At 50.2% G+C, this 19,762-nt stretch carries 19 protein-coding genes; 4 read left to right on the top strand and 15 right to left on the bottom strand.

Annotated features, from left to right (window positions below):
* Positions 1 to 1,026, top strand: coding sequence for an NADP-dependent oxidoreductase (locus AC3WQT_RS18540; RefSeq protein WP_492705893.1), 1,026 nt, complete (start codon positions 1 to 3; stop codon positions 1,024 to 1,026).
* A 60-nt stretch (positions 1,027 to 1,086) separates the two neighbouring features.
* Here AC3WQT_RS18540 and AC3WQT_RS18535 read toward each other — a convergent pair whose 3' ends face one another.
* Genes AC3WQT_RS18535 through AC3WQT_RS18520 form a run of 4 tightly spaced genes read right to left on the bottom strand, consistent with a single transcriptional unit; the run spans position 1,087 to position 5,840 of the window.
* Positions 1,087 to 2,715, bottom strand: a complete 1,629-nt coding sequence (locus AC3WQT_RS18535; RefSeq protein ID WP_492705891.1) for a sensor histidine kinase — start codon at positions 2,713 to 2,715, stop codon at positions 1,087 to 1,089.
* 30 nt (positions 2,716 to 2,745) lie between these two features.
* On the bottom strand, positions 2,746 to 3,186 hold the full coding sequence (locus AC3WQT_RS18530; RefSeq protein WP_492705890.1) for a response regulator: 441 nt from the start codon (positions 3,184 to 3,186) through the stop codon (positions 2,746 to 2,748).
* Positions 3,183 to 5,096: a PAS domain-containing protein gene (locus AC3WQT_RS18525; protein WP_492705889.1), complete on the bottom strand. Its 1,914-nt coding sequence runs from the start codon at positions 5,094 to 5,096 to the stop codon at positions 3,183 to 3,185. The genes AC3WQT_RS18530 and AC3WQT_RS18525 overlap by 4 nt, the downstream gene beginning before the upstream one ends.
* Positions 5,097 to 5,840, bottom strand: coding sequence for a substrate-binding periplasmic protein (locus AC3WQT_RS18520; RefSeq protein ID WP_492705888.1), 744 nt, complete (start codon positions 5,838 to 5,840; stop codon positions 5,097 to 5,099). It lies immediately after the preceding gene.
* Here AC3WQT_RS18520 and AC3WQT_RS18515 point away from each other — a divergent pair.
* Entirely contained in the window at positions 5,839 to 5,982 is a 144-nt protein-coding gene (locus AC3WQT_RS18515; RefSeq protein ID WP_492705886.1) for a hypothetical protein, read from the top strand. The genes AC3WQT_RS18520 and AC3WQT_RS18515 overlap by 2 nt on opposite strands.
* Before the next feature lie 23 nt (positions 5,983 to 6,005).
* Here the strand turns inward: AC3WQT_RS18515 and otnI are convergent, their stop codons facing one another.
* From otnI to ubiD, 4 genes are all read right to left on the bottom strand, one after another.
* A complete protein-coding gene (gene otnI / locus AC3WQT_RS18510; RefSeq protein ID WP_492705884.1) occupies positions 6,006 to 6,800 on the bottom strand; it encodes a 2-oxo-tetronate isomerase in 795 nt (264 codons plus the stop codon).
* A 10-nt stretch (positions 6,801 to 6,810) separates the two neighbouring features.
* Positions 6,811 to 7,770: a bile acid:sodium symporter family protein gene (locus AC3WQT_RS18505; protein ID WP_492705883.1), complete on the bottom strand. Its 960-nt coding sequence runs from the start codon at positions 7,768 to 7,770 to the stop codon at positions 6,811 to 6,813.
* 139 nt (positions 7,771 to 7,909) lie between these two features.
* The gene (locus AC3WQT_RS18500; protein ID WP_492705881.1) at positions 7,910 to 8,395 is read right to left on the bottom strand and encodes an acyl-CoA thioesterase; all 486 of its coding nucleotides are present in this window, start codon (positions 8,393 to 8,395) and stop codon (positions 7,910 to 7,912) included.
* Positions 8,396 to 8,445: 50 nt separating this feature from the next.
* Positions 8,446 to 9,930, bottom strand: a complete 1,485-nt coding sequence (gene ubiD, locus AC3WQT_RS18495; protein ID WP_492706272.1) for a 4-hydroxy-3-polyprenylbenzoate decarboxylase — start codon at positions 9,928 to 9,930, stop codon at positions 8,446 to 8,448.
* A gap of 541 nt (positions 9,931 to 10,471) precedes the next feature.
* Here ubiD and AC3WQT_RS18490 point away from each other — a divergent pair.
* Positions 10,472 to 11,368 (top strand): transglycosylase SLT domain-containing protein, encoded by an 897-nt coding sequence (locus tag AC3WQT_RS18490; protein WP_492705879.1) that lies wholly within the window; start codon positions 10,472 to 10,474, stop codon positions 11,366 to 11,368.
* An 83-nt stretch (positions 11,369 to 11,451) separates the two neighbouring features.
* On the opposite strand, the gene AC3WQT_RS18485 is transcribed toward AC3WQT_RS18490, so the two are convergent.
* The 6 genes from AC3WQT_RS18485 to AC3WQT_RS18460 all read right to left on the bottom strand — a co-directional run bounded on the left by AC3WQT_RS18485 (position 11,452) and on the right by AC3WQT_RS18460 (position 17,062).
* Positions 11,452 to 12,618 (bottom strand): pyridoxal phosphate-dependent aminotransferase, encoded by a 1,167-nt coding sequence (locus AC3WQT_RS18485; protein ID WP_492705877.1) that lies wholly within the window; start codon positions 12,616 to 12,618, stop codon positions 11,452 to 11,454.
* Positions 12,619 to 12,720: 102 nt separating this feature from the next.
* The gene (gene nusB, locus AC3WQT_RS18480) at positions 12,721 to 13,185 is read right to left on the bottom strand and encodes a transcription antitermination factor NusB (RefSeq protein ID WP_492705875.1); all 465 of its coding nucleotides are present in this window, start codon (positions 13,183 to 13,185) and stop codon (positions 12,721 to 12,723) included.
* Between the two features lie 103 nt (positions 13,186 to 13,288).
* A complete protein-coding gene (gene ribH, locus AC3WQT_RS18475) occupies positions 13,289 to 13,786 on the bottom strand; it encodes a 6,7-dimethyl-8-ribityllumazine synthase (RefSeq protein ID WP_110253023.1) in 498 nt (165 codons plus the stop codon).
* 100 nt (positions 13,787 to 13,886) lie between these two features.
* On the bottom strand, positions 13,887 to 15,005 hold the full coding sequence (gene ribBA, locus AC3WQT_RS18470) for a bifunctional 3,4-dihydroxy-2-butanone-4-phosphate synthase/GTP cyclohydrolase II (RefSeq protein ID WP_492705872.1): 1,119 nt from the start codon (positions 15,003 to 15,005) through the stop codon (positions 13,887 to 13,889).
* 168 nt (positions 15,006 to 15,173) lie between these two features.
* The gene (locus AC3WQT_RS18465; RefSeq protein WP_492705870.1) at positions 15,174 to 16,043 is read right to left on the bottom strand and encodes a PhzF family phenazine biosynthesis protein; all 870 of its coding nucleotides are present in this window, start codon (positions 16,041 to 16,043) and stop codon (positions 15,174 to 15,176) included.
* Positions 16,044 to 16,072: 29 nt separating this feature from the next.
* Positions 16,073 to 17,062 (bottom strand): XdhC family protein, encoded by a 990-nt coding sequence (locus tag AC3WQT_RS18460; RefSeq protein WP_492705869.1) that lies wholly within the window; start codon positions 17,060 to 17,062, stop codon positions 16,073 to 16,075.
* A 169-nt stretch (positions 17,063 to 17,231) separates the two neighbouring features.
* Here AC3WQT_RS18460 and AC3WQT_RS18455 point away from each other — a divergent pair, with 169 nt between their 5' ends.
* The gene (locus AC3WQT_RS18455; protein ID WP_492705867.1) at positions 17,232 to 18,740 is read left to right on the top strand and encodes a peptide MFS transporter; all 1,509 of its coding nucleotides are present in this window, start codon (positions 17,232 to 17,234) and stop codon (positions 18,738 to 18,740) included.
* 47 nt (positions 18,741 to 18,787) lie between these two features.
* On the opposite strand, the gene AC3WQT_RS18450 is transcribed toward AC3WQT_RS18455, so the two are convergent.
* Positions 18,788 to 19,651, bottom strand: coding sequence for a DUF1653 domain-containing protein (locus AC3WQT_RS18450; RefSeq protein ID WP_492705865.1), 864 nt, complete (start codon positions 19,649 to 19,651; stop codon positions 18,788 to 18,790).
* Between the last annotated feature and the right edge of the window lie 111 nt (positions 19,652 to 19,762).

Raw genomic sequence — 19,762 nt, 5'->3', positions numbered from 1 at the left:
ATGAGCACACTCAGCAATCAGCAATACCGCCTCGCCGCCCGCCCTGTCGGCAACCCCAAGCATAGCGACTGGAACTTCACAACAGAAGAAGTACGCGATATCACAGATGGTGAAATCGTCGTGCAAACCATTTACATCTCGCTGGACCCTGCCATGCGTGGCTGGATGAACGAAGGTAAATCCTATATCCGTCCGGTTGCCATCAATGAAGTCATGCGCGCTGGCGGCATAGGCAAGGTGATTGCCTCTAAATCCCCCAAATTTGCGGTGGGTGATTATGTTTCGGGCGGCACTGGTGTCCAGCAATACTGGGTAGGTGCAGCCGATGACAAAACTGCTGGCTTTTACAAGGTCAGCCCCAAACTGGCACCTTTGCCAAAATTCATGAATGCTCTGGGCATGCCTGGCATGACGGCCTATTTTGGTCTGCTGGATGTGGGTCAGCCTAAAGCTGGTGAAACCGTCGTGGTATCTGGCGCTGCCGGTGCGGTCGGCCAGACTGTGGGCCAGGTCGCCAAACAAAAAGGCTGCCGCGTAGTCGGCATCGCCGGTGGCAAGGATAAATGCGATTTTGTGGTCAATGAACTGGGCTTTGATGCGTGCATAGATTATAAAACCGGCTCAGTCAAAGATGGCCTGAAAGAACACTGCCCGAATGGTGTTGATATTTACTTTGATAATGTCGGTGGCGATATCCTCGATACCGTGCTGACCCGTATCAATCTGAAGGCGCGCATCATCATCTGCGGTGCAATCTCACAGTACAACAACACTACGCCTGTCAAAGGCCCGGCCAACTACCTGTCATTGCTGGTGAACCGTGCCCGCATGGAAGGCATAGTCGTGTTTGATTACGCTGCCCGCTATGGCGAGGCATTGGCAGAAATGGGTAAATGGATGGCTGAAGGTAAATTCCAGACTCGTGAAGATATTGTCAAAGGCCTGGAAACTTTCCCTGATACCTTGATGATGCTATTTGAAGGTAAAAATTTTGGCAAGCTGATTTTGCAGGTAGCAGACGAATAAAACTTTGCTTGGAGTCGGTCAGAAATCGGCCTGATTTTGAATAGATCAGGCCGCAGCACTTCAGTTTGTTTTTGGGGTAATTGCAGGAAAACTGAAATACAGGCGCACGCCTTGATCGTCTTCACTCTCAAGCCTTACAGTTCCCTTGAATATACCCTGCACGAGGTTATGGACGATATACAGACCCAGACCTGAACCACCCTGTCCCAGGCGGGTTGTATAAAAAGGTTCAAACACCTTGTGATGCAAGGCTGGCGCGATGCCTGAGCCGTCGTCCGTATAAACGAGTTCAATCATCCCGTCCCCGCTACGCGCATCAATGACGATATGCTTATCCGCTCTTCCCTCAAAGCCATGGGTAAGGGAATTAACGATAAGATTATTGATGATCTGCTCCAGATGGCCTGGAAAACTATCCATCATCAGCCCTTCAGGAATGCGGTTATCAACCGACACCACTGCGCGATTGATCATGCCACCAAGGGCATTGATGCTGTCTTGTACCGCAATGCGTACATCAAATGAGCGTCTGCGCTGGCTGGTCTGGTCTACTGACACACGCTTGAAACTGTCTATCAATTCACTGGCACGCCCGCCACTGCGTACAATCAATTGACCGACATCAGCACATTCATCCAGGGCTTGCACCAGACCTGAGCGCGTCACCTTGCCACTCTCGATCAGTTTGGCCACGTCCTTGAGTTTGTCTGCCAGAGATGAAGCGGCCAGCAACATATTTCCTATAGGTGTATTGAGTTCGTGCGAGACACCCGCCACCAGTACGCCCAGCGAAGCAAGTTTTTCTGATTCAATGATCTGCGTCATGGCGCGACGCAATTCGTGTGTGCGTTCTTCCACACGCAATTCCAGTTGCTCGTTCAGGATGCGCAATTCCTCTTCAGCCTGCTTGCGCTCGGAAATATCGACGTGGGTACAAATCATGCGGGTGGCAACTCCATGCTCGTCATGGCTGACGATCATGCCTCTGTCTATGACCCATTTCCAGCTACCATCCTTACCAAGAATTCTATGCTCACTGTGATAGCGCGGCATGGCACCAGCAAAATAAGCACGCAACGCGTCCCGGACCAACGGCAGCTCATCCGGGTGTACCAGGTCCATACCGCCATCGACGGTAGCCGGGATTTCATTACTGCCATAGCCATGCATACTGGCCCAACATGATGAGTACAGCACATGACCCGTTTTGATATTCCAGTCGGATACCCCATAGCCTGCGCCTTCCAGGGCAAAACTCCAGCGCTCTTCGCTCTCGCGCAACGCTTCCACGGCCTGCCTGTGGGCTCGTCTTTGCGCGGCTTCGCTCATTTCACGTTTGATGGCAGGCGGCAGTCGTGCCAGGCTATCTTTCATGACATAGTCATGTGCACCGGCCTTCATCAGGGCGACTGCAGCATTGTCACCAAGCTCGGCAGAGACAACGATAAAAGGCAGGTCCAGGCCAGATTCTTTTAACAGTGCCAGAGCTTCATTGGTATTGAAATGCGGCAGGTTGTAGTCTGAGAGTATGACATCCCAATCACGCTCAGCCATGGCCTGGCGCATCTCTTCACTAGTTTCAACCCGTATCATACTGACATCAAAATCGGCACGACGCAGGCACAGCAAGACCAGCTCTGCATCCATATCAGAGTCTTCAACCATCAGCAAAGCCAGTGGAGTTGCCATGTCAGCCCTGTTTCATCTTCATCTGCCTGATTATGATTGATGCGGATTTTCGTTAATCACCAGCCAATACAAACCCAATTGCTTGATGACTTCGGCAAACTGTTGAAAATCCACTGGTTTGCGTATGTAACTGTTCACACCAAGATCATAACCAGCCGCCACATCCTGCTCTTCCCGCGAAGAAGTCAGGATCACCACCGGCACTCTGTGGGTACGCGGGTCATTGCGTATCTGCCTTAATACTTCCAGGCCATCTACTTTAGGCAACTTCAAATCCAGCAACACCAGCATGGGAGGATTTGCATCTTCTCTATTGGCATAATTCCCCTGGCAAAACAGGTAATCCAGTCCTTCCTGCCCATCCTGGGCAATCACCAGATTATTGGTGATATGGCTTTTCTTGAAGGCGCGTTCGGTCAAGCCTATGTCACTGGGATTATCCTCTACCAGCAAGATGGTTCCTGTACTCATTGAAACTCCTTCAAGGTAAAATAAAATGTCGCCCCTTCGCCTGATGTTGAGTCTGCCCAGATATGCCCACCATGGCGAAAAACAATACGCTGCACCGTCGCCAGACCTATTCCTGTACCGCTGAATTCACTGGCTTTATGGAGTCTTTGAAATACACCAAAAAGTTTGTGGGCATAGCGCATGTCAAAACCCGCGCCATTGTCCTTGACATAGAAGGCTCGCACCTCTGTCTGCGACAATGGTTCTGTTATGTGCACACTGCCAAATGTAATCTGAGGCAGTTCTTTCATTTTAGAAAATTTGGCCGCATTTTCGAGTAAATTAGTCAAAACGACTTCCAGCAAACGTTTATCACCCCAGGCGTGCAAGCCCGGAGCAATGACGAAGTTGTATAGACGCTGCTCATTTGCGCCCTGTTGCGCGTCCTGTATGCGTGCCGCGATGGTCGTCGCCAAATCACTGAGATCAACTTCGCGCATAGTCAGGGCTGCACGGCCTAAACGTGAGAACTGCAACATATCGTCTATCAGCTGACCCATGCGCTGGCTTTCAGCACGCACCCTTCCCAGATACTCCTGGCCTGTTGCATCCAGTTGCGGGCCATAATCTTCTTGCAAGGCCAGACTCCAGCCATCAATACCACGCAAGGGGCTGCGCAAGTCATGCGATACTGAATATGAAAATGCCTCCAGTTCCTTATTGGCGGTTTCCAGCTGCGCAGTACGTTCCTGCACCTGTTTTTCCATACTGTCGTTGATCAGGCGTAGCTCAGCCCGTGCCAGTTCATTCTCGACCAGCAGCGTGCGCATATCTTCTGCAGCCTTCAATTGCTCACTGATATCAGTATGGGTGCCTATCATGCGCGTAGCTTTACCTTCGGCATTCTTTTCCACTACCATGCCACGCGACATCACCCATTTCCAGCTACCATCCTTGCATAACATTCTTTGTTCTATACTAAAAAAATCTGATTTACCCGATAAATTATTATCCAGTTGAGCAAACGCACGGGCAGCATCTTCTGGATGTGCAAGCCTGGTATAAGTATCAAGAATGCCGGGCAATTCATCTTCGCGATATCCAAGCATTTCTTTCCAGCGTCGCGAATAGACGACTTCATTGGTGACAAGATTAAAGTCCCAGACACCATCGCCAGCACCTTCCAATGCAAATTTCCAGCGAAATTCACTTTCCTGTAAATCTTCAACGAACTGATCAAGACGCTGCTGCATGGCATTGAGCGCACCAACAACTTGTTCAAGCTCGTCCCCTGCTACTCTGGGGCCTGGTTTACGCTCAAGCTGCAATTTTCCTGCCTTGCTGCCTGCAAACAGGCGATCTGAAAACAAAGCGATTTTTTTTAAATGCCGCCCCACCATGTATTGAAACAGCATGAGGATAAACAAGGACACCAGGAAAGTCTTGATGGTCTGGGTAATCAATATCACCACCACCTTGTCGCGCAAGCGTTGATAAACACCTTCCAGATTGGCGACGATCAGCACGCTACCTATATGAACCTGATTTTGCCTGTGGATGAAGTTAAGCGGGAATTCATGGCGTATGACGTGCGTGCTGATGGCTTGCCCTGCCCTGGCAACGAGTGCCCCCTGATCGGTACGCACTTCGGCATATTGCATGTCAGGTAATCTCAGGATGCCGTTCAGTTGCAGCTCCAGATCACGTACACTGGTCACCCACAGGCTGGATGATAAACTTTCTTCATAGCTGGATTGTATCTGCGTCATCTGCGCTTCTATATCGCTGACTTCCCGCTTATAGTCTATTGCCAGCTGAAATACCGTAGACACCAGCGTCACCACAGAGCTGAACATGAGGATGGCAATCGCTATCCTGCGCCCCAGACTATTGGCGCCACTTCCACCCAGATTGCGTATCAGTGAGCGCATTCAAGCACCGGCTACGGGCTGATAGCGTTTTAAAACTGAATCAAAAATCCGCTTATGAGTACCATCCTGCTTCATCTTGCGGATTTCTTCAGCCAGCCTGGGTACCAGTGCCTCATGTTTCTTGTGGAGGTATAAAAACCAGTCACCCTCAACAAAAGCCGGCTCCATGATCTTGATGTCCTTGAGTCCCAGGCTCTTGATGAAATGCAAACCTTCCAGTTTTTCTATCACCGCAACATCTATCCGTCCTTTATCCAGCATGGAAAACAATTGCGTACCCGTTTCCAGTTTGAGCAAGGACCGGGTATCAACGATATTCCGTTCAAGAATTTTCCAGCCTGTGAGTATGCCTACGTCAAAAGGCTTGAGACTATCAGCGCCTGTCACAGTAAAACTGGGTTTGCGGGTAAACACCACCATTTGATAAAACATGACGGATTCTGGAACGCGCACAAGATTCGGGTAAGTCTTATCTATACCCAGGACGCGCGAGACATCACCATCATCAATACCATTGTTAACATTGAGCAAACTGCGCTCAGCCGACATAGGCTGGATATCGACCTTGAACCCTAAGCGCTTGAATAACTCAGCGTAGAACAGGTCAAGTACGCCATCGCGCCCAGGGGAAGTAATTGGTGCAAAAAAGGGGGTATTTAATACCAGCGTAGTTTCTGCATGAACGGAACTGGCCAGCATCAGCCCCAGCATGACTGACAGCCAGATTTTGATACGGATACTCATGATCGCCTCCAATGCACTTCAAGGAGTAAGAGAACCACAAAAGCTGCTTGCTTTGATCACTTTCCGCCGTTTTCATGCCACTGTCAATGCATCTTCAAATGACTGTGGCAAAGCTGATTTTCGCGGCAATTCAGCATATTAAATAAGCATATCAATTCGATATATTTATCCGCGTAACCAAGGAGCCAACCAGCCCAAGCCGGCACTGGTTCCTGCTTTAGGACGGTACTCACAGCCTATCCAGCCTGGATAGCCAAGCTCATCAATCAAATCAAACAGGTAGGGGTAATTCACTTCCCCTATATCAGGTTCATGCCGGTCCGGCACACCGGCTATCTGTATATGACCTATGCCGGCGTGCTTGCGTGACATATCGCGGCGCAGCTTGGTGGCAACATCGCCTTCCACGATCTGACAATGATAGATGTCAAATTGCACACGCAAATTCTCTACACCGATTTCCTGGCAAATCTCTTGCGCCTCATCTTGCCGGTTCAAAAAATAACCCGGAATGTCCCGTGTATTGATAGGTTCAATGACGATGGTGATACCTTCCCGCGAGGCCAGCAAGGCAGCATAGGCCAGATTGCGTAAATAGACGGCACGGTGTCTTTCCCTATCTTGCTCAGGCTGTATCAATCCAGCCATGACATGCAAATGACGGTTACCCAGGATGCGTGCATAATCAAGTGCCGTATCAAAAGCTTGCTTGAACTCTTCTTCCCGGCCAGGCAGAGATGCAATACCACGTTCGCCCAACGCCCAGTTGCCTGGCGAGGTATTGAACAAGACTTGCTCCAGTTCATTTGCATTGAGCAAGCCTTTCAATTCAGTCGCGGCATAATCGTAAGGGAACAAATATTCGACCGCCCTGAAGCCATCTCTGGCAGCAGCGGCAAAGCGCTCAGTAAAAGCTAATTCGGTATACATCATGCTGAGGTTGGCAGCAAAACGTGGCATGTCTGACTCCTTATCTTTTAGCGTAATGTTGCGCCATGAAGGCACATACCATCAACTGTAGCTGATGAAACAGCATTAGTGGCAATAAGACCATACCAACCGCATGGCTGGCAAATAAAACTTTGGCCATGGGCACACCACTGGCAAGGCTTTTCTTTGAGCCACAAAACACGATCGTGATTTCATCTTCCTTGCTGAATCCAAGACAGCGGCTGATGATGGTTGTCAGACTCATGATGATCGTTAGCATCACGGCGCTGATACCCAACAAACTTGCCAGCATCAAAGGTGGTAACTGCTGCCACAATCCCTGCACTACTGCTTCGCTGAAAGCGACGTAGACCACCAGCAAAATTGAGCTTTGGTCCACCATGGTCAGTGTGCTGGCATATTTTTCCAACCAGGCTTGCAACCAGGGCCGCGCCAACTGTCCTGCGATAAAGGGTAATAATAATTGATAAACAATTTTCAACATCGCATCCAGTGACGAATGACTCTCACCATGTGCGACGACAACCATGCCGACCAGTAATGGGGTCAGGAAAATTCCCAGCATATTACTCAATGAGGCACTGCAAATGGCAGCAGGCACATTGCCACGGGCTACGGATGTAAATGCAATTGACGATTGCACGGTCGAGGGCAGTACACATAGAAAGAGTATGCCTACATAAAGTTCTGGTGTAACCAGAGACAAGAGTAAGGGCTTTAATGCCACGCCCATAAGAGGGAAGATGGCAAAAGTAAATGCCATCACCAGCAAATGCAGACGCCAATGAGTAAGACCAGCCAGCACGGCCTGACGCGACAACTTGGCCCCATGCATAAAAAACAGCAAGGCAATCATGCCGACAGACAAATGATCAAAGCCTGATGCGACCACCCCGCGTGCAGGAAACAGGCTGGCCAGAGTGACCACGCCTAACAGCAGCAAAGTCATGTTGTCGGGTAAAAAACGCGGGCGTTTCATGTGGGGAAAGCAAGAAATAGAGGTAATTGATTGTACTTGAATAATGCACCTTACTTGCCAGCATGTAGATGCTGCCCTGTAAAGCGTAGTCTGAGTCCAACAAATGCCTGGCTTAATGCCACCTCCCCTGAATTGCCGCTTACAGGGATGGAACCACCGCCGGTAAATAGATATCGCAAAACTCTGCAGGCATGCGGCGTGCCCGGCCACTGCTAAGCTCTATGCAGACCAGATTCCAGCGCCCCCTGAGTACGGTGGCACTATCGCTATCGCGTATCAATTGAAATCGCCGGTCCATGGTGAGTTTGCCATCGCTGGCAAACAGCCATGTCGCCAGCGTCAGCGATTCGCCAAGCAAGGTTGGCAAGACATAATCATATTCACCACGCCTGATGGCCATGGCGCGGTCCAGGCGATGGTAGTCTGCGAGATTCAAGCCCAGCGCTTCAGAATGACCCCATGCGACTTCTTCACACCAGCGTACATAGACTGCGTTGTTAGTGTGATTCAAACCATCGATATCACTTTCTTGCGGCTTCACTGCTCGCGTGAACGGTTGCGGATAATCCCAAACCATGGAAATACCTGAAGTCTCTAAAGCCCCTGAAGCATTTAATTCAGTCATATATATACACGCAAAAATTTAATCGCTAAAACACAGTGTTTACAAACCAATCACAAGCCCAGTTCTTGCCAGATCTGGTCTACCTTGGTTTTGACTTCCGGCGTCATCTCTATGGTCGTACCCCACTCACGGCTGGTCTCACCTGGCCATTTATTGGTGGCATCTATACCCATCTTGCTGCCGAGGCCGCTGACGGGCGAAGCAAAATCCAGGTAATCAATCGGCGTATTATCCACCAGCGTGGTATCGCGCAAGGGATCAACGCGGGTAGTGATCGCCCAGATGACTTCTTTCCAGTCACGGATATTGACATCTTCATCTACGACGATGATGAACTTGGTATACATGAACTGGCGTAAAAAACTCCAGACCCCGAACATGACGCGCTTGGCATGACCCGCATAAGCCTTCTTCATTTGCACCACTGCCATACGATAACTGCAACCTTCTGGCGGCAAATAAAAGTCCGTGATTTCACTGAACTGTTTTTGCAACAGAGGGATGAAGACTTCATTCAGCGCCACCCCCAGTACCGCAGGTTCATCTGGCGGTTTACCTGTATACGTAGAGTGATAAATAGGATCACGGCGCATGGTGATGCGGTCTATGGTAAAGACCGGGAACCAGTCTTTCTCATTGTAATAACCGGTGTGGTCACCATACGGTCCCTCCAGCGCATGCTCATAGCCGCTAGGGTGATTTTCATCAGGATAGATATGCCCTTCCAGCACAATTTCTGCTGACGCTGGCACGCGCAATTCGCTGCCTATGGCCTTCACCAGTTCAGTACGGCTACCGCGCAAAAGCCCGGCGAACTGGTATTCAGACAAACTATCCGGTACTGGCGTCACTGCACCTAATATAGTAGCTGGGTCAGCACCTAGCGCAACGGCGATGGGATAAGGTTTACCTTTATTGACGATGCCGTGCTCACGGAAATCCAGCGCACCACCGCGATGTGCCAGCCAGCGCATGATGACTTTATTGTGGCTCAAAACCTGCTGTCTATATATACCCAGATTCTGACGCTTTTTATTGGGGCCTTTGGTAATCACCAGACCCCAGGTGATCAATGGCGCAACGTCGCCAGGCCAGCAATGCTGTATGGGTAAACGAGCGAGATCAACATCATTTCCTTCCCATACTATTTCCTGGCATTTGGCACCACGCAGTTCTTTTGGCGACATGTCCCAGACCGCTTTGACCAGGGCACCCATGCCCATGATTTCTTTAAAACCCTTGGGAGGTTCCGGTTCTTTCAATGCCGATAAAACATGGCCTATCTGGCGCAATTCGCTCAGGTTTTCTGCTCCCATACCAAGTGCTACACGACGTGTCGTTCCAAATAAATTACCCAGTACTGGTATGGTATGACCAACAGGTTTGGTGAATAAAAGAGCCGGACCTTCGGCACGCAAAGTGCGGTCACAAATCTCGGTCATTTCCAAATGTGGTGAAACAGGCAAGTCCACCTGTTTAAGTTCGCCTTTTTCTTGCAATTGGGAAATAAAATCTCTCAAATCAGAATATTTCATCATTTTTCGCTTTTTCGTATCTCTGCACTAGTCGCACTAGCAACTTCTGCCAAGTGCTTGATTTTATTGAATTTTGCTGCGTTGCAGCACAAATCATAAGACATAAAAGTAATTACTTTCCTGTTTGATAGTGTTGACTTGATATAAAACCGCCCCTACAATTCGCCCAACTTGATGAAGAGGTTAATGACTTCCGCCACTTTCGACACAAAGAGAGTTTCGCCAAACGGTAACATCATTCACGGGGATCGGGCCCCAACATAACATTGTAAGGATTGTTTTCAAAAGGCGTCTGCCTTATCCCGAAAAAAGTTGTTTGTCACTGGACACACCATGAACAGGTTCGACGGACCTGATTTGACAAACGGCTCCGGCGTCTCACGATCACACTTGTGACGGGGACGATGTTTCTGATTCGCGGAAGTACGCACTGTGTTTGGCTTTTAAATAAGTTGAATGACGCATCGCGAAGATTCAGGAGGTAAGAATGTTTCAACGTTTTATTTTAGCTGTACAACAAAGTAGTTTTTCTTCAATGGACATGCGCAAAGCGCTCTCCATGGTAGCGCGTGATACAACCAGTGGCTTATTCACCACCCTGCGCAACCTGCTGACACTCGCTGGCATCATTGCAATGACCGTTTTGGTCACGATGTATGTCAAACCTGAACTTACCGACAAATTCAAAGGTTTGTCACCCTATGCTGAAGCAGGCGAAGAGCCCGCGGAAGCCGTAGCAGCTATACCAGCACCTAATCTTGCCCATTTGATGCAAGCACCAGGCCAGGCTGATTCTGACAGCAATTTGCAAAAAACAAGCACATCTGAAGAAGAAGCAAAAATGATGGGCAACACACGCCAGCAACAATGGGTAACCACCTGGCTGGCCAAACGCTACCGCGTGGCTACCGATGCTACCAACATGCTGGTATCTGCAGCTTATCTGACCGCCAAGGAAATCAAGATTGATCCTTTGCTGATTCTGTCTGTTATGGCGATAGAGTCCGGCTTGAATCCTTTTGCTGAAAGCCCGGTAGGAGCGCAAGGCTTGATGCAAGTTATGTCAAAAGTACATCACGACAAGTTTCAGGATCTTGGTGGCGTTAAAGCCGCCCTGAACCCTGTTGCCAATATCCGAGTTGGTGCTTTGATATTGAAAGACTATGTCACCCGTGGTGGCTCTGTTGAAGCTGGCCTGAAGATGTATGTAGGTGCAGCCGATGCCGACAATGATTCTGGTTATGGCGCCCGTGTATTGAATGAATACAAGCGCCTGAAAGATGTATCAGCAGGTAAAAATGTGCCTACCTTCTTTAGTGCCCCTGCACCAGCGCCTGTGCAAGCCCGTCCTATCGAAGCGGCTCCGGTACACAAGCCTGATGCTACAGAAGCTAAATTGACAGTAGAAACGAAAAAAGACCAGGTCGCAGCACTGTAATCCTGCTCGTTCCTGTTCTTTTGAAAAAAGCCACCTGAATTTTGATCAGGTGGCTTTTTCACTTCCTGACGCCCCTGGCATAATTATCTGTGAGCCAGGAACTTCTTCAACCTTGCAACTGCTTCCTGCAAATTCTCCAATGAATTGGCATACGACAGACGCACATACGATGTCGCTGTCGCTGGACCAAAATCCAATCCCGGCACAATCACCACACCGGCTTCGTTCAACACCTGTTTGGCAAAAGCATCTGCATCGTCAGTAAATCTGGAACAATCGGCATATACATAGAATGCACCATCGGGCATAACTGGAATACCAAAGCCAAGCTCACGCAATGCTGGCACGATGTAGTCACGGCGGCGCTTGAATTCTGCCTTGCGCTCTTCATAAATGGCGATAGTCGCAGGCTCGAAGCAAGCCAGGGCAGCATACTGTGCAATCGAAGACGGACAGATGAACAGATTTTGCGCCAGCTTTTCCAGTGCAGGCACGATACGCTCAGGCACCACCAGCCAGCCAAGACGCCAACCCGTCATATTGAAATATTTGCTGAAGCTATTGATGACGACCACACCCTCATCCAGCGACAGGGCAGAAAATGGTGCGCCATCATAAGTCAGTCCCTGATAAATCTCATCAACGATGCTGAAGCCACCCAATTCTTTTACTGCAGCGACGATCTTGCCCAGTTCTTCATGCTCAATGGACGTGCCGGTAGGATTCGATGGAGAAGCCAGCAAAACGCCGCTGCTGCGTCCATCCCATTGCTGGCGGACGATTTCTTCAGTCAGTTGAAAGCGGTGGTCAGGCCCGCTGGCGATGAGTTTTGCCCTGCCCTCAAATGCCGCAACAAAGTGGCGGTTGCAGGGATAGCAAGGGTCAGGCATCAGCACTTCCCTGCCCGGTTCGACCAGCGCGGCACATGCCAGTAGCAAGGCAGCCGATGCTCCAGCCGTCACAATAATGCGGGAAGCTGGCACGTCAAGACCAAACACATCACGGTAATGCTGCGATATCGCCGTGCGCAATGCAGGTAAACCCAGGGCAGAGGTATATTGCAAACGCCCTGCTGCCATGGCCTCGGCGGCAGCATCGATAACCGCTTGCGGAGCTGTAAAGTCTGGCTCGCCTATACCCATATGAACGAGATGACGGCCCTGCTTTTCCAGTTCTGCCGCCATTTTCATGAGTTCCATCACATGAAAAGGGGCGATATTGTCCAGTCTTGCTGCGAGATTTTGATGCATGGCACTTCCTAAAAACACAGGCTAAAAAAAACCGCCTTATTTATCTTTCAAAATAAGGCGGTAGATACTTTTACAAATATGGTCAGTAACTTAGTCAGTAACTTATTTACCCGCTGCAACCTCAGTCGCACGCAGTTTTGCTGCCAGCTTGTCGAGTACACCATTGACATACTTGTGACCATCCAGACCACCAAAGGACTTGGTCAACTCTACCGCTTCGTTGATGACGACACGATAAGGGATTTCTATGTGGTTCTTCAATTCATAGGCACCGATCAGCAAGGCCGCATGTTCGATCGGTGACAATTCCGCAATACTACGATCGATCAAGGGCGCAATTTGCTCGCGCAATTCTATGGATTGTTTGATAGCACCATGCAGCAGGGAGTCAAAATGCTCTCTGTCAGCCTTGTCAAAACCGTGAGCTTCACGGATATGGGCTTCAATCGCGCCGGAATCTTCATTATTCAGCAGCCATTGGTACATGCCCTGCAAGGCAAATTCGCGCGCCCTGTGGCGTGGCGAACGGTTCTTGCTGGGATTGGCGTGTTGGGTTTTATTATTCATATCTTCTCTTACTTAATTTACTTAATACAACTGGCGATCATCTACTCTGGCTCAAACTTGCGCTTCAACTGATTTAAGCACAAGTTGAACCTGAACAAGACGATCAGGCATCATAGTGCACGTCTTCTGTAGCTTCTGCCAGTTCTTCCAGGGCCAGGGTCAGGTTGGCCATTTCTACGGCAACGCGGGCGGCATCGCGGCCTTTTTCCTGCATGCGCACTTCAGCCTGTTCATCATTTTCTGTGGTCAGGATGGCATTGGCGATAGGGATGCCAGCATCCAGGCCCACACGGGTGATACCTGCACCGGATTCATTCGATACCAACTCGAAATGGTAGGTTTCACCACGGATGACTGCACCCAGGGCGATCAGGGCATCGAACTGATTGGTTTCTGCCAGTTTTTGCAAGGCCAGCGGCACTTCCAGTGCACCGGGCACAGTTACGTGCAGGATGTCTTCATTGAGTACGCCCAGCAATGACAATTCAGCCAGGCAGGCATCCAGCAAGCCCTTGCCGATATTGTCGTTAAAACGCGCCTGTACGATACCCACACGTACGCCTGCGCCATCCAAATTTGCTTCGTAATGTCCAACGGTCATAATATTCTTTCTTGCGCTTTTCGCGCCTGATGTGATGTGAGTGATGAAAATGCACTAAAAAGACCGCTGGCGACACTGCTGCGGCCCGGCACTCCCATCCTTATTTGTCTGCGCACGGCTTATCGAGATACCCAACAACTTCAAGATTAAATCCTGTCATGGACGGCATCTTACGTGGATTGGCCAGCAATTTCATCTTGCCCACACCCACATCCTTCAAAATCTGTGCACCTATGCCATAGTTACGCAAGTCCATGCGTGCGGCACGGCCTGCTGGCTTGGTTTCTGGCGTATCGAGTGCCTTGAATTGGTCAAACATCTGCTCGGCAGTTTCTTCGCAATTGAGCAGGACGATGACGCCAGAATCTGCCTTCTTGATAGCTGCCATGGCCGCCGCGACATTCCATGAATGCGTGGTAGCCTGGCTTTCCAGCAAGTCTATGATCGATACCGGTTGGTGCACACGTACCAGTGCTTCTTTTTCACGGCTGATATCGCCATGCACCAGCGCCAAATGGGCAGACCCACTGGGCTTGTCGCGATACACCAGGGCCTTGAAGCTGCCATGCACGGTATGCATTTCACGCTCGGCCACGCGGTCAACTATGCTCTCTGTCTGGCTGCGATAATGAATCAGGTCGGCAATCGTCCCTATCTTCATATCGTGTTCTTTGGCGAATTCGATCAAATCAGGCAGACGGGCCATGGTGCCGTCATCCTTCATGATTTCGCAAATCACGGATGCTGGTGTCAGGCCAGCCAGTTCTGCCAGGTCGCAACCGGCTTCGGTATGGCCAGCACGCATGAGGACGCCGCCTCTTTGCGCCTTCAGCGGGAAAATATGGCCAGGCTGGACGATGTCAGCAGCAGTGGACTTCTTGTCAACAGCTACCTGTACAGTCCGGGCACGGTCAGCGGCAGAAATGCCAGTAGTCACGCCTTCAGCCGCTTCTATCGACACGGTGAAGTTGGTACCAAAGGACGTACCGTTGCGGCTGGTCATCATGGCCAGATTCAACTGATCGCAACGTTCTTCTGTCAAGGTCAGACAAATCAGCCCACGGCCAAACTTGGCCATGAAATTGATGGCTTCTGGTGTGACAAACTCGGCAGCCATGATCAGGTCGCCTTCGTTTTCTCTATCTTCTTCATCAACCAGTATCACCATGCGGCCAGCGCGCAATTCGGCAACGATTTCCTGGGTAGTAGACATGCTCATAGGGGAATATCCTGAACCGGGCCACAGACGCAAAATCTTAGGGCCACTGGTTTTTCAGTGCAAATGAATGAAGTCGCTATTTTAAAGGATTTACGCCTGCTCTTCCCGTGCTTTATGTCTATTTATATGCTGTTCAGCTTGATTTAAGTCCGATTCAGAAGAATTTTTCTAGATTTGCAGCTGGCCTTGTGCAATTTCTATCACTTTGCCACCTACCCGTATACTCTTGTCAGTTGCCACATCCAGGTAAAGCTGGCATGGACGCCTGACTTGTGCACCCTGGGCTATGCGCATGCTGATGGGTAAATCACGCCCCTGATGCTGCCACCAGCCACCCAGATTGGCGCAGGCAGAACCTGTGCCCGGGTCTTCGGCAAAGCCGCCGCCCTGCCTGGCAAAGAAATAACGCGCCGTTACGGACAGGCGCTCATCCCCTGCCACAGGCTCATCAAAGGCAAATACATAGACAGACTTGCGCCCCAGACTATTGGCAGGCCAGACAGGCAGCTTGCTGGCGTCTGGCGCGGCACGTAAAACTGCATCCCTTGAATTCAAAGGCAGCAGCATTTGTTCGCTACCAGTGTTGATCCACAACGGAACAGAATGAATATCGCTTTCATCCAGCCCAAGCAAAGAAGCTGCTTGCGCGGCAGAAAGGCCACTGGCTTTGACCACAGATTCGCCTTTGTGCGGTGCGGTCAGTGTCCAAATGCCATTCTCAAGACGCAGATCGACCAGGCCCGCCTTGCACTCAAGCGTAATCTGGCTGGAATTACTGAGGCAGCCAACCACCTGCGCTGCACCCAGGCTGGGGTGCCCAGCGAAAGGCATCTCTGTATCTGGCGTAAAGATGCGCATTCTTGCAGTAGCAGTTTTTGAGGGCAATACAAACACAGTCTCAGACAAATTGAATTGCAGGGCCATGGCCTGCATTTGCTCATCCGACATGCCTGTGGCATTTTCAAATACACAAAGTGGGTTACCGCCGAGAGTTTCTTCTGCAAACACATTCAAGAGGCGAAAAGCGTAGTTAGTCATCGTTTTTTCACTATTCTTTCTTCAAAAAATCAGGCAAGCGTGGATTTGGCATGGGCGACATTCACTTCTGCAGGCAGCAGGATGCGGTTTTTTACCGCCGTCAATTCAGCCAGTATGGAAATCGCAATCTCTGCCGGAGTCTTGCTGCCTATATATAAGCCTATGGGGCCATGGAGTTTTGCCAGTTGTTCGTCATTGAGATCAAACTCTTTTAGTCTCTCACGTCGTTTGGCATTGTTAATGCGCGAGCCTATGGCACCGACATAAAAAGCATCGGACTTCAAAGCCTCCATCAGCGCCAGGTCATCAAGCTTGGGGTCATGCGTCAGGGCGACCACGGCACTGCGGCTATCCAGCTGCATTTCCAGCACCAGGTCGTCGGGCATGGCATGAATCAGTTGCACACCTTCGACTTTCCAGCCGCTGCGGTATTCTTCACGCGGGTCGCAAACCGTGACCTGATAATCCATGCCGACTGCAATACTGGCCAAAAAGCGTGACAACTGCCCTGCCCCTATGATGAGCAAGCGCCAGCGCGGCCCGTGCACTGTTATCAAAGCTTCATCAGTAAACTGTAATTGCTGGCCCGGATCAGCCTTTGCGAGTGTCACCTCCCCGGTGCGCAAATCCAGGCGTCTGGCCAGCAATTCATGTCTTTGCAGGCCCTGCAGCAAGGCATCAAGCTGGCTGCGTGCAGATAAAGGTTCTATTGCCAGTTCTATTGTGCCGCCACAGGGCAGGCCAAAACGGTGGGCTTCATCCGCGGTAATGCCGTAGGTGACTATCTCTGGCAAATGACGCTGCATGCCTTCACGCTGCACTCTTTCTATCAAATCGTCTTCTATGCAACCGCCAGAGACAGAACCTACTACCTGGCCATTGCCTGCAATAGCCAATGTCGCGCCTTCGGGCCTTGGGCTGGAACCCCAGGTTTTGATGACAGTGACCAGTTCGCAGGGCTGCCCCGCCTTGATCCAGGCGTCACAGGTTTTGAGTACTTCGAGATCTATGCTGTCCATTGCTTGCTATGTTTTCCTGTTATCTGGCTGTGATGTGAACTTATTAATGAGTCATTTTCGCATGATTTTGACTTTGACCTTTCTCATAGAAATTATCTATACAAATTGTCTTATTTCCAGCATTTCTTTGCATTACAATGCCTGCCAGACCACCACTCTGGAGACTACCTTGTCCACCATCAAACAAAGACTGGCTACCGTACCCGAAGGCGCAGGCGCACTTTTTTTCATACAGATTTTCGCCACCCTGGGTTTTGCCGTACTGTATTCCACCCTGGTGCTATATGCCACCAAGAAGCTGGGCTTCACCGCCAAGGATGCCACGGCCATCATGGGTGTGTTTGGCGCTTTCAATTATGGTCTGCATTTGTTTGGTGGTTATCTGGCCGGTCGTTTTATCAGCAACCGCAACCTGTTTGTTGGCGGCATGATCTTGCAAGTGATAGGCTGCGCGACTATCTCCATGGGTACGTCGGCGACAATGTACTGGGGTCTGGCTTTCTTTCTGACGGGCAGTGGCCTGAACGTCACCTGCCTGAACCTCATGCTGACGCAACGCTTCAAGCCTGAAGACAATCGCCGTGAAAGCGCCTTCCTGTGGAATTATGCAGGCATGAACCTGGGCTTTTTTATTGGCTTCACCGCAGCCGGTTATTACCAGTTGCAAGAGGACTATGCCAGCCTCTTCATCTTCGCCACCATAGGCAATTTCATGGCCATCGTGCTGGCAGCGGTTAACTGGCGCAGGTTATGCGATCTGAACACAACACTGCTGGATGCAACGGCAAACCAGTTCCGCATGCGTTTTATGGTGGGACTGGCTGTTATGGTTGGCCTTGTGCCGCTGGTTGAATTCATGCTGCACCGTGCAGAAATGACGGGTAACCTGGTCATGATCATCAGCATCGCGATTGCAGTTATCTTCATTATCCTGACTGCCATCCACAAAGAACCCCGCGAACGCAATAATATGACGGCCTATGTCTTGCTGACCATAGGTTCACTGGTATTCTGGACACTGTATCAAATGGCCCCGATGGGTTTGCAACTGTTTGCGGTCAGTAATGTAGATCGCATGGTCTGGGGTTATGAAGTTGCGCCGCAATGGATACAGAATATCAATAGCTTTGTCATCATGTTTGGCGGCCCACTGATGGCGATGCTGTTTGACAAGCTGCGTGCCAAGGGCTGGAATATTGATATCCCGCGCCAGTTTTCTGCTGCACTGATTATCATCGGCCTGGGTTTCCTGGTTCTGCCCATAGGTATAGCAACTGCTGCCAGCAATGGCCTGGTGGCTTTCAAATGGATATTCATCAGCTACATCCTGCAAAGTATTGCTGAGCTGCTCATTTCACCTATCGGTTATGCCATGATAGGCAAACTTGCACCGCGCCAGTATCAGGGCGTGATGATGGGCACCTGGATGCTGGTAACAGGCACAGCATCTATCCTGGCCAGCAAATTTTCAGGCCTGATACCTGAAGCGACCGAGGGTCTGGCCTCATCCACCAATCCAACCTATAACTACATCTTCTCCTTGTTGGGCTGGAGTAGTGTCGGCGTGGGCATCGTCCTCATCATTCTGATCCCTGTCTTGCGCAAACTGATTACCGATGGACCTGCCAAGGAGGCATCGGCAGCAGCAAGCCCGGTTGCACAGGCAGAACCGGCATAACAAGAAAAGCGACAGGCAAGGCGGGCACAATGAAATGTGCCCGCTTTTTATTCCTTGATGGGAGTGAAGCGCATGACTTCTGCGCCATTGATCAGCAGCATTTCAAAAAAAACGGACCTGGGTCTGGTCCAGATTGAACCATCATGGGCGCGATAAACAATGACAGGGCTTAAGTCAGATTCTTGCGTTGCCTCACACACCAGTTCATAAATCCCGCCTTTGTAGTGGCGAAAACGTTGCACACCCTTGGTTTTTATCAAAGGCACGGGGGCAGCATCAGCAGCAATCTCAGCCGCTCGGTGCTTTTTCAAAAATGCTGGCACCTTTACCGCTGTCAGCTTGTTAATATCCTGCAGCAGGCGCGGGTCAATTGTGGAATAGCCATAACGCTGTCCCAGCTCACTGGCAATACGCAGCATCAGGGTAGATGCCACTTCCGCATCTGCTTCTGCCCTATGGGCAGAACCTTTGAAACGTATGCCCATGGAAGCTGCCAATGGCCCCAGTGAATAAGTGCTCAAACCAGGGAAGACTCTGCGCGCCAGTTTGACGGAGCAAATCACGCCATCATGGGCAGGCCATAAGCCCAATCTGTCACTCTCGGCCAATAAGAATTTTTCATCAAAACTGGCGTTATGGGCAGCCAGTGTATCAGTGCCAATAAACTCCACGAGTTCAGGCAATACTTCAGATGCTGGCGGTGCCTTATCGACCATGGCCTGGGTAATGCCTGTCAATTCAGTAATAAAGTAAGGGATACGCACATTGCTGTTGATAAGGCTGACATAGCGGTCAACTATTTCACCGCCGACGATGCGCAAGGCTGCCACTTCGGTAACGCGCCCTCCCTGGTCTGGTGACATGCCGGAGGTTTCAAAGTCAATCATGACTACAGGTTTTTCAAACATCATATTTTTTTCACTAGCGGGAACTTATGAAGAGCAATACAATCTATCTGTACTGCGCGTCAATAAAAATCTATGACGCTCCTTAATTTTCATTCACTTTCAACCCTCAGGACT

It is taken from the genome of Undibacterium sp. FW305-107 (assembly GCF_058788535.1).
The sequence above is the reverse complement of the archived record's forward strand: the minus strand, read 5'-3'. Positions and strand labels throughout refer to the sequence as shown.

Coding starts and splice junctions, on each gene's coding strand:
- AC3WQT_RS18540 (WP_492705893.1), top strand. CDS start 1: ATGAGCACACTCAGCAATCAGCAATACCGCCTCGCCGCCCGCCCTGTC.
- AC3WQT_RS18535 (WP_492705891.1), bottom strand. CDS start 2,715: ATGGCAACTCCACTGGCTTTGCTGATGGTTGAAGACTCTGATATGGAT.
- AC3WQT_RS18530 (WP_492705890.1), bottom strand. CDS start 3,186: ATGAGTACAGGAACCATCTTGCTGGTAGAGGATAATCCCAGTGACATA.
- AC3WQT_RS18525 (WP_492705889.1), bottom strand. CDS start 5,096: ATGCGCTCACTGATACGCAATCTGGGTGGAAGTGGCGCCAATAGTCTG.
- AC3WQT_RS18515 (WP_492705886.1), top strand. CDS start 5,839: ATGATCGCCTCCAATGCACTTCAAGGAGTAAGAGAACCACAAAAGCTG.
- AC3WQT_RS18520 (WP_492705888.1), bottom strand. CDS start 5,840: ATGAGTATCCGTATCAAAATCTGGCTGTCAGTCATGCTGGGGCTGATG.
- otnI (WP_492705884.1), bottom strand. CDS start 6,800: ATGCCACGTTTTGCTGCCAACCTCAGCATGATGTATACCGAATTAGCT.
- AC3WQT_RS18505 (WP_492705883.1), bottom strand. CDS start 7,770: ATGAAACGCCCGCGTTTTTTACCCGACAACATGACTTTGCTGCTGTTA.
- AC3WQT_RS18500 (WP_492705881.1), bottom strand. CDS start 8,395: ATGACTGAATTAAATGCTTCAGGGGCTTTAGAGACTTCAGGTATTTCC.
- ubiD (WP_492706272.1), bottom strand. CDS start 9,930: ATGAAATATTCTGATTTGAGAGATTTTATTTCCCAATTGCAAGAAAAA.
- AC3WQT_RS18490 (WP_492705879.1), top strand. CDS start 10,472: ATGCGCAAAGCGCTCTCCATGGTAGCGCGTGATACAACCAGTGGCTTA.
- AC3WQT_RS18485 (WP_492705877.1), bottom strand. CDS start 12,618: ATGCATCAAAATCTCGCAGCAAGACTGGACAATATCGCCCCTTTTCAT.
- nusB (WP_492705875.1), bottom strand. CDS start 13,185: ATGAATAATAAAACCCAACACGCCAATCCCAGCAAGAACCGTTCGCCA.
- ribH (WP_110253023.1), bottom strand. CDS start 13,786: ATGACCGTTGGACATTACGAAGCAAATTTGGATGGCGCAGGCGTACGT.
- ribBA (WP_492705872.1), bottom strand. CDS start 15,005: ATGAGCATGTCTACTACCCAGGAAATCGTTGCCGAATTGCGCGCTGGC.
- AC3WQT_RS18465 (WP_492705870.1), bottom strand. CDS start 16,043: ATGACTAACTACGCTTTTCGCCTCTTGAATGTGTTTGCAGAAGAAACT.
- AC3WQT_RS18460 (WP_492705869.1), bottom strand. CDS start 17,062: ATGGACAGCATAGATCTCGAAGTACTCAAAACCTGTGACGCCTGGATC.
- AC3WQT_RS18450 (WP_492705865.1), bottom strand. CDS start 19,651: ATGATGTTTGAAAAACCTGTAGTCATGATTGACTTTGAAACCTCCGGC.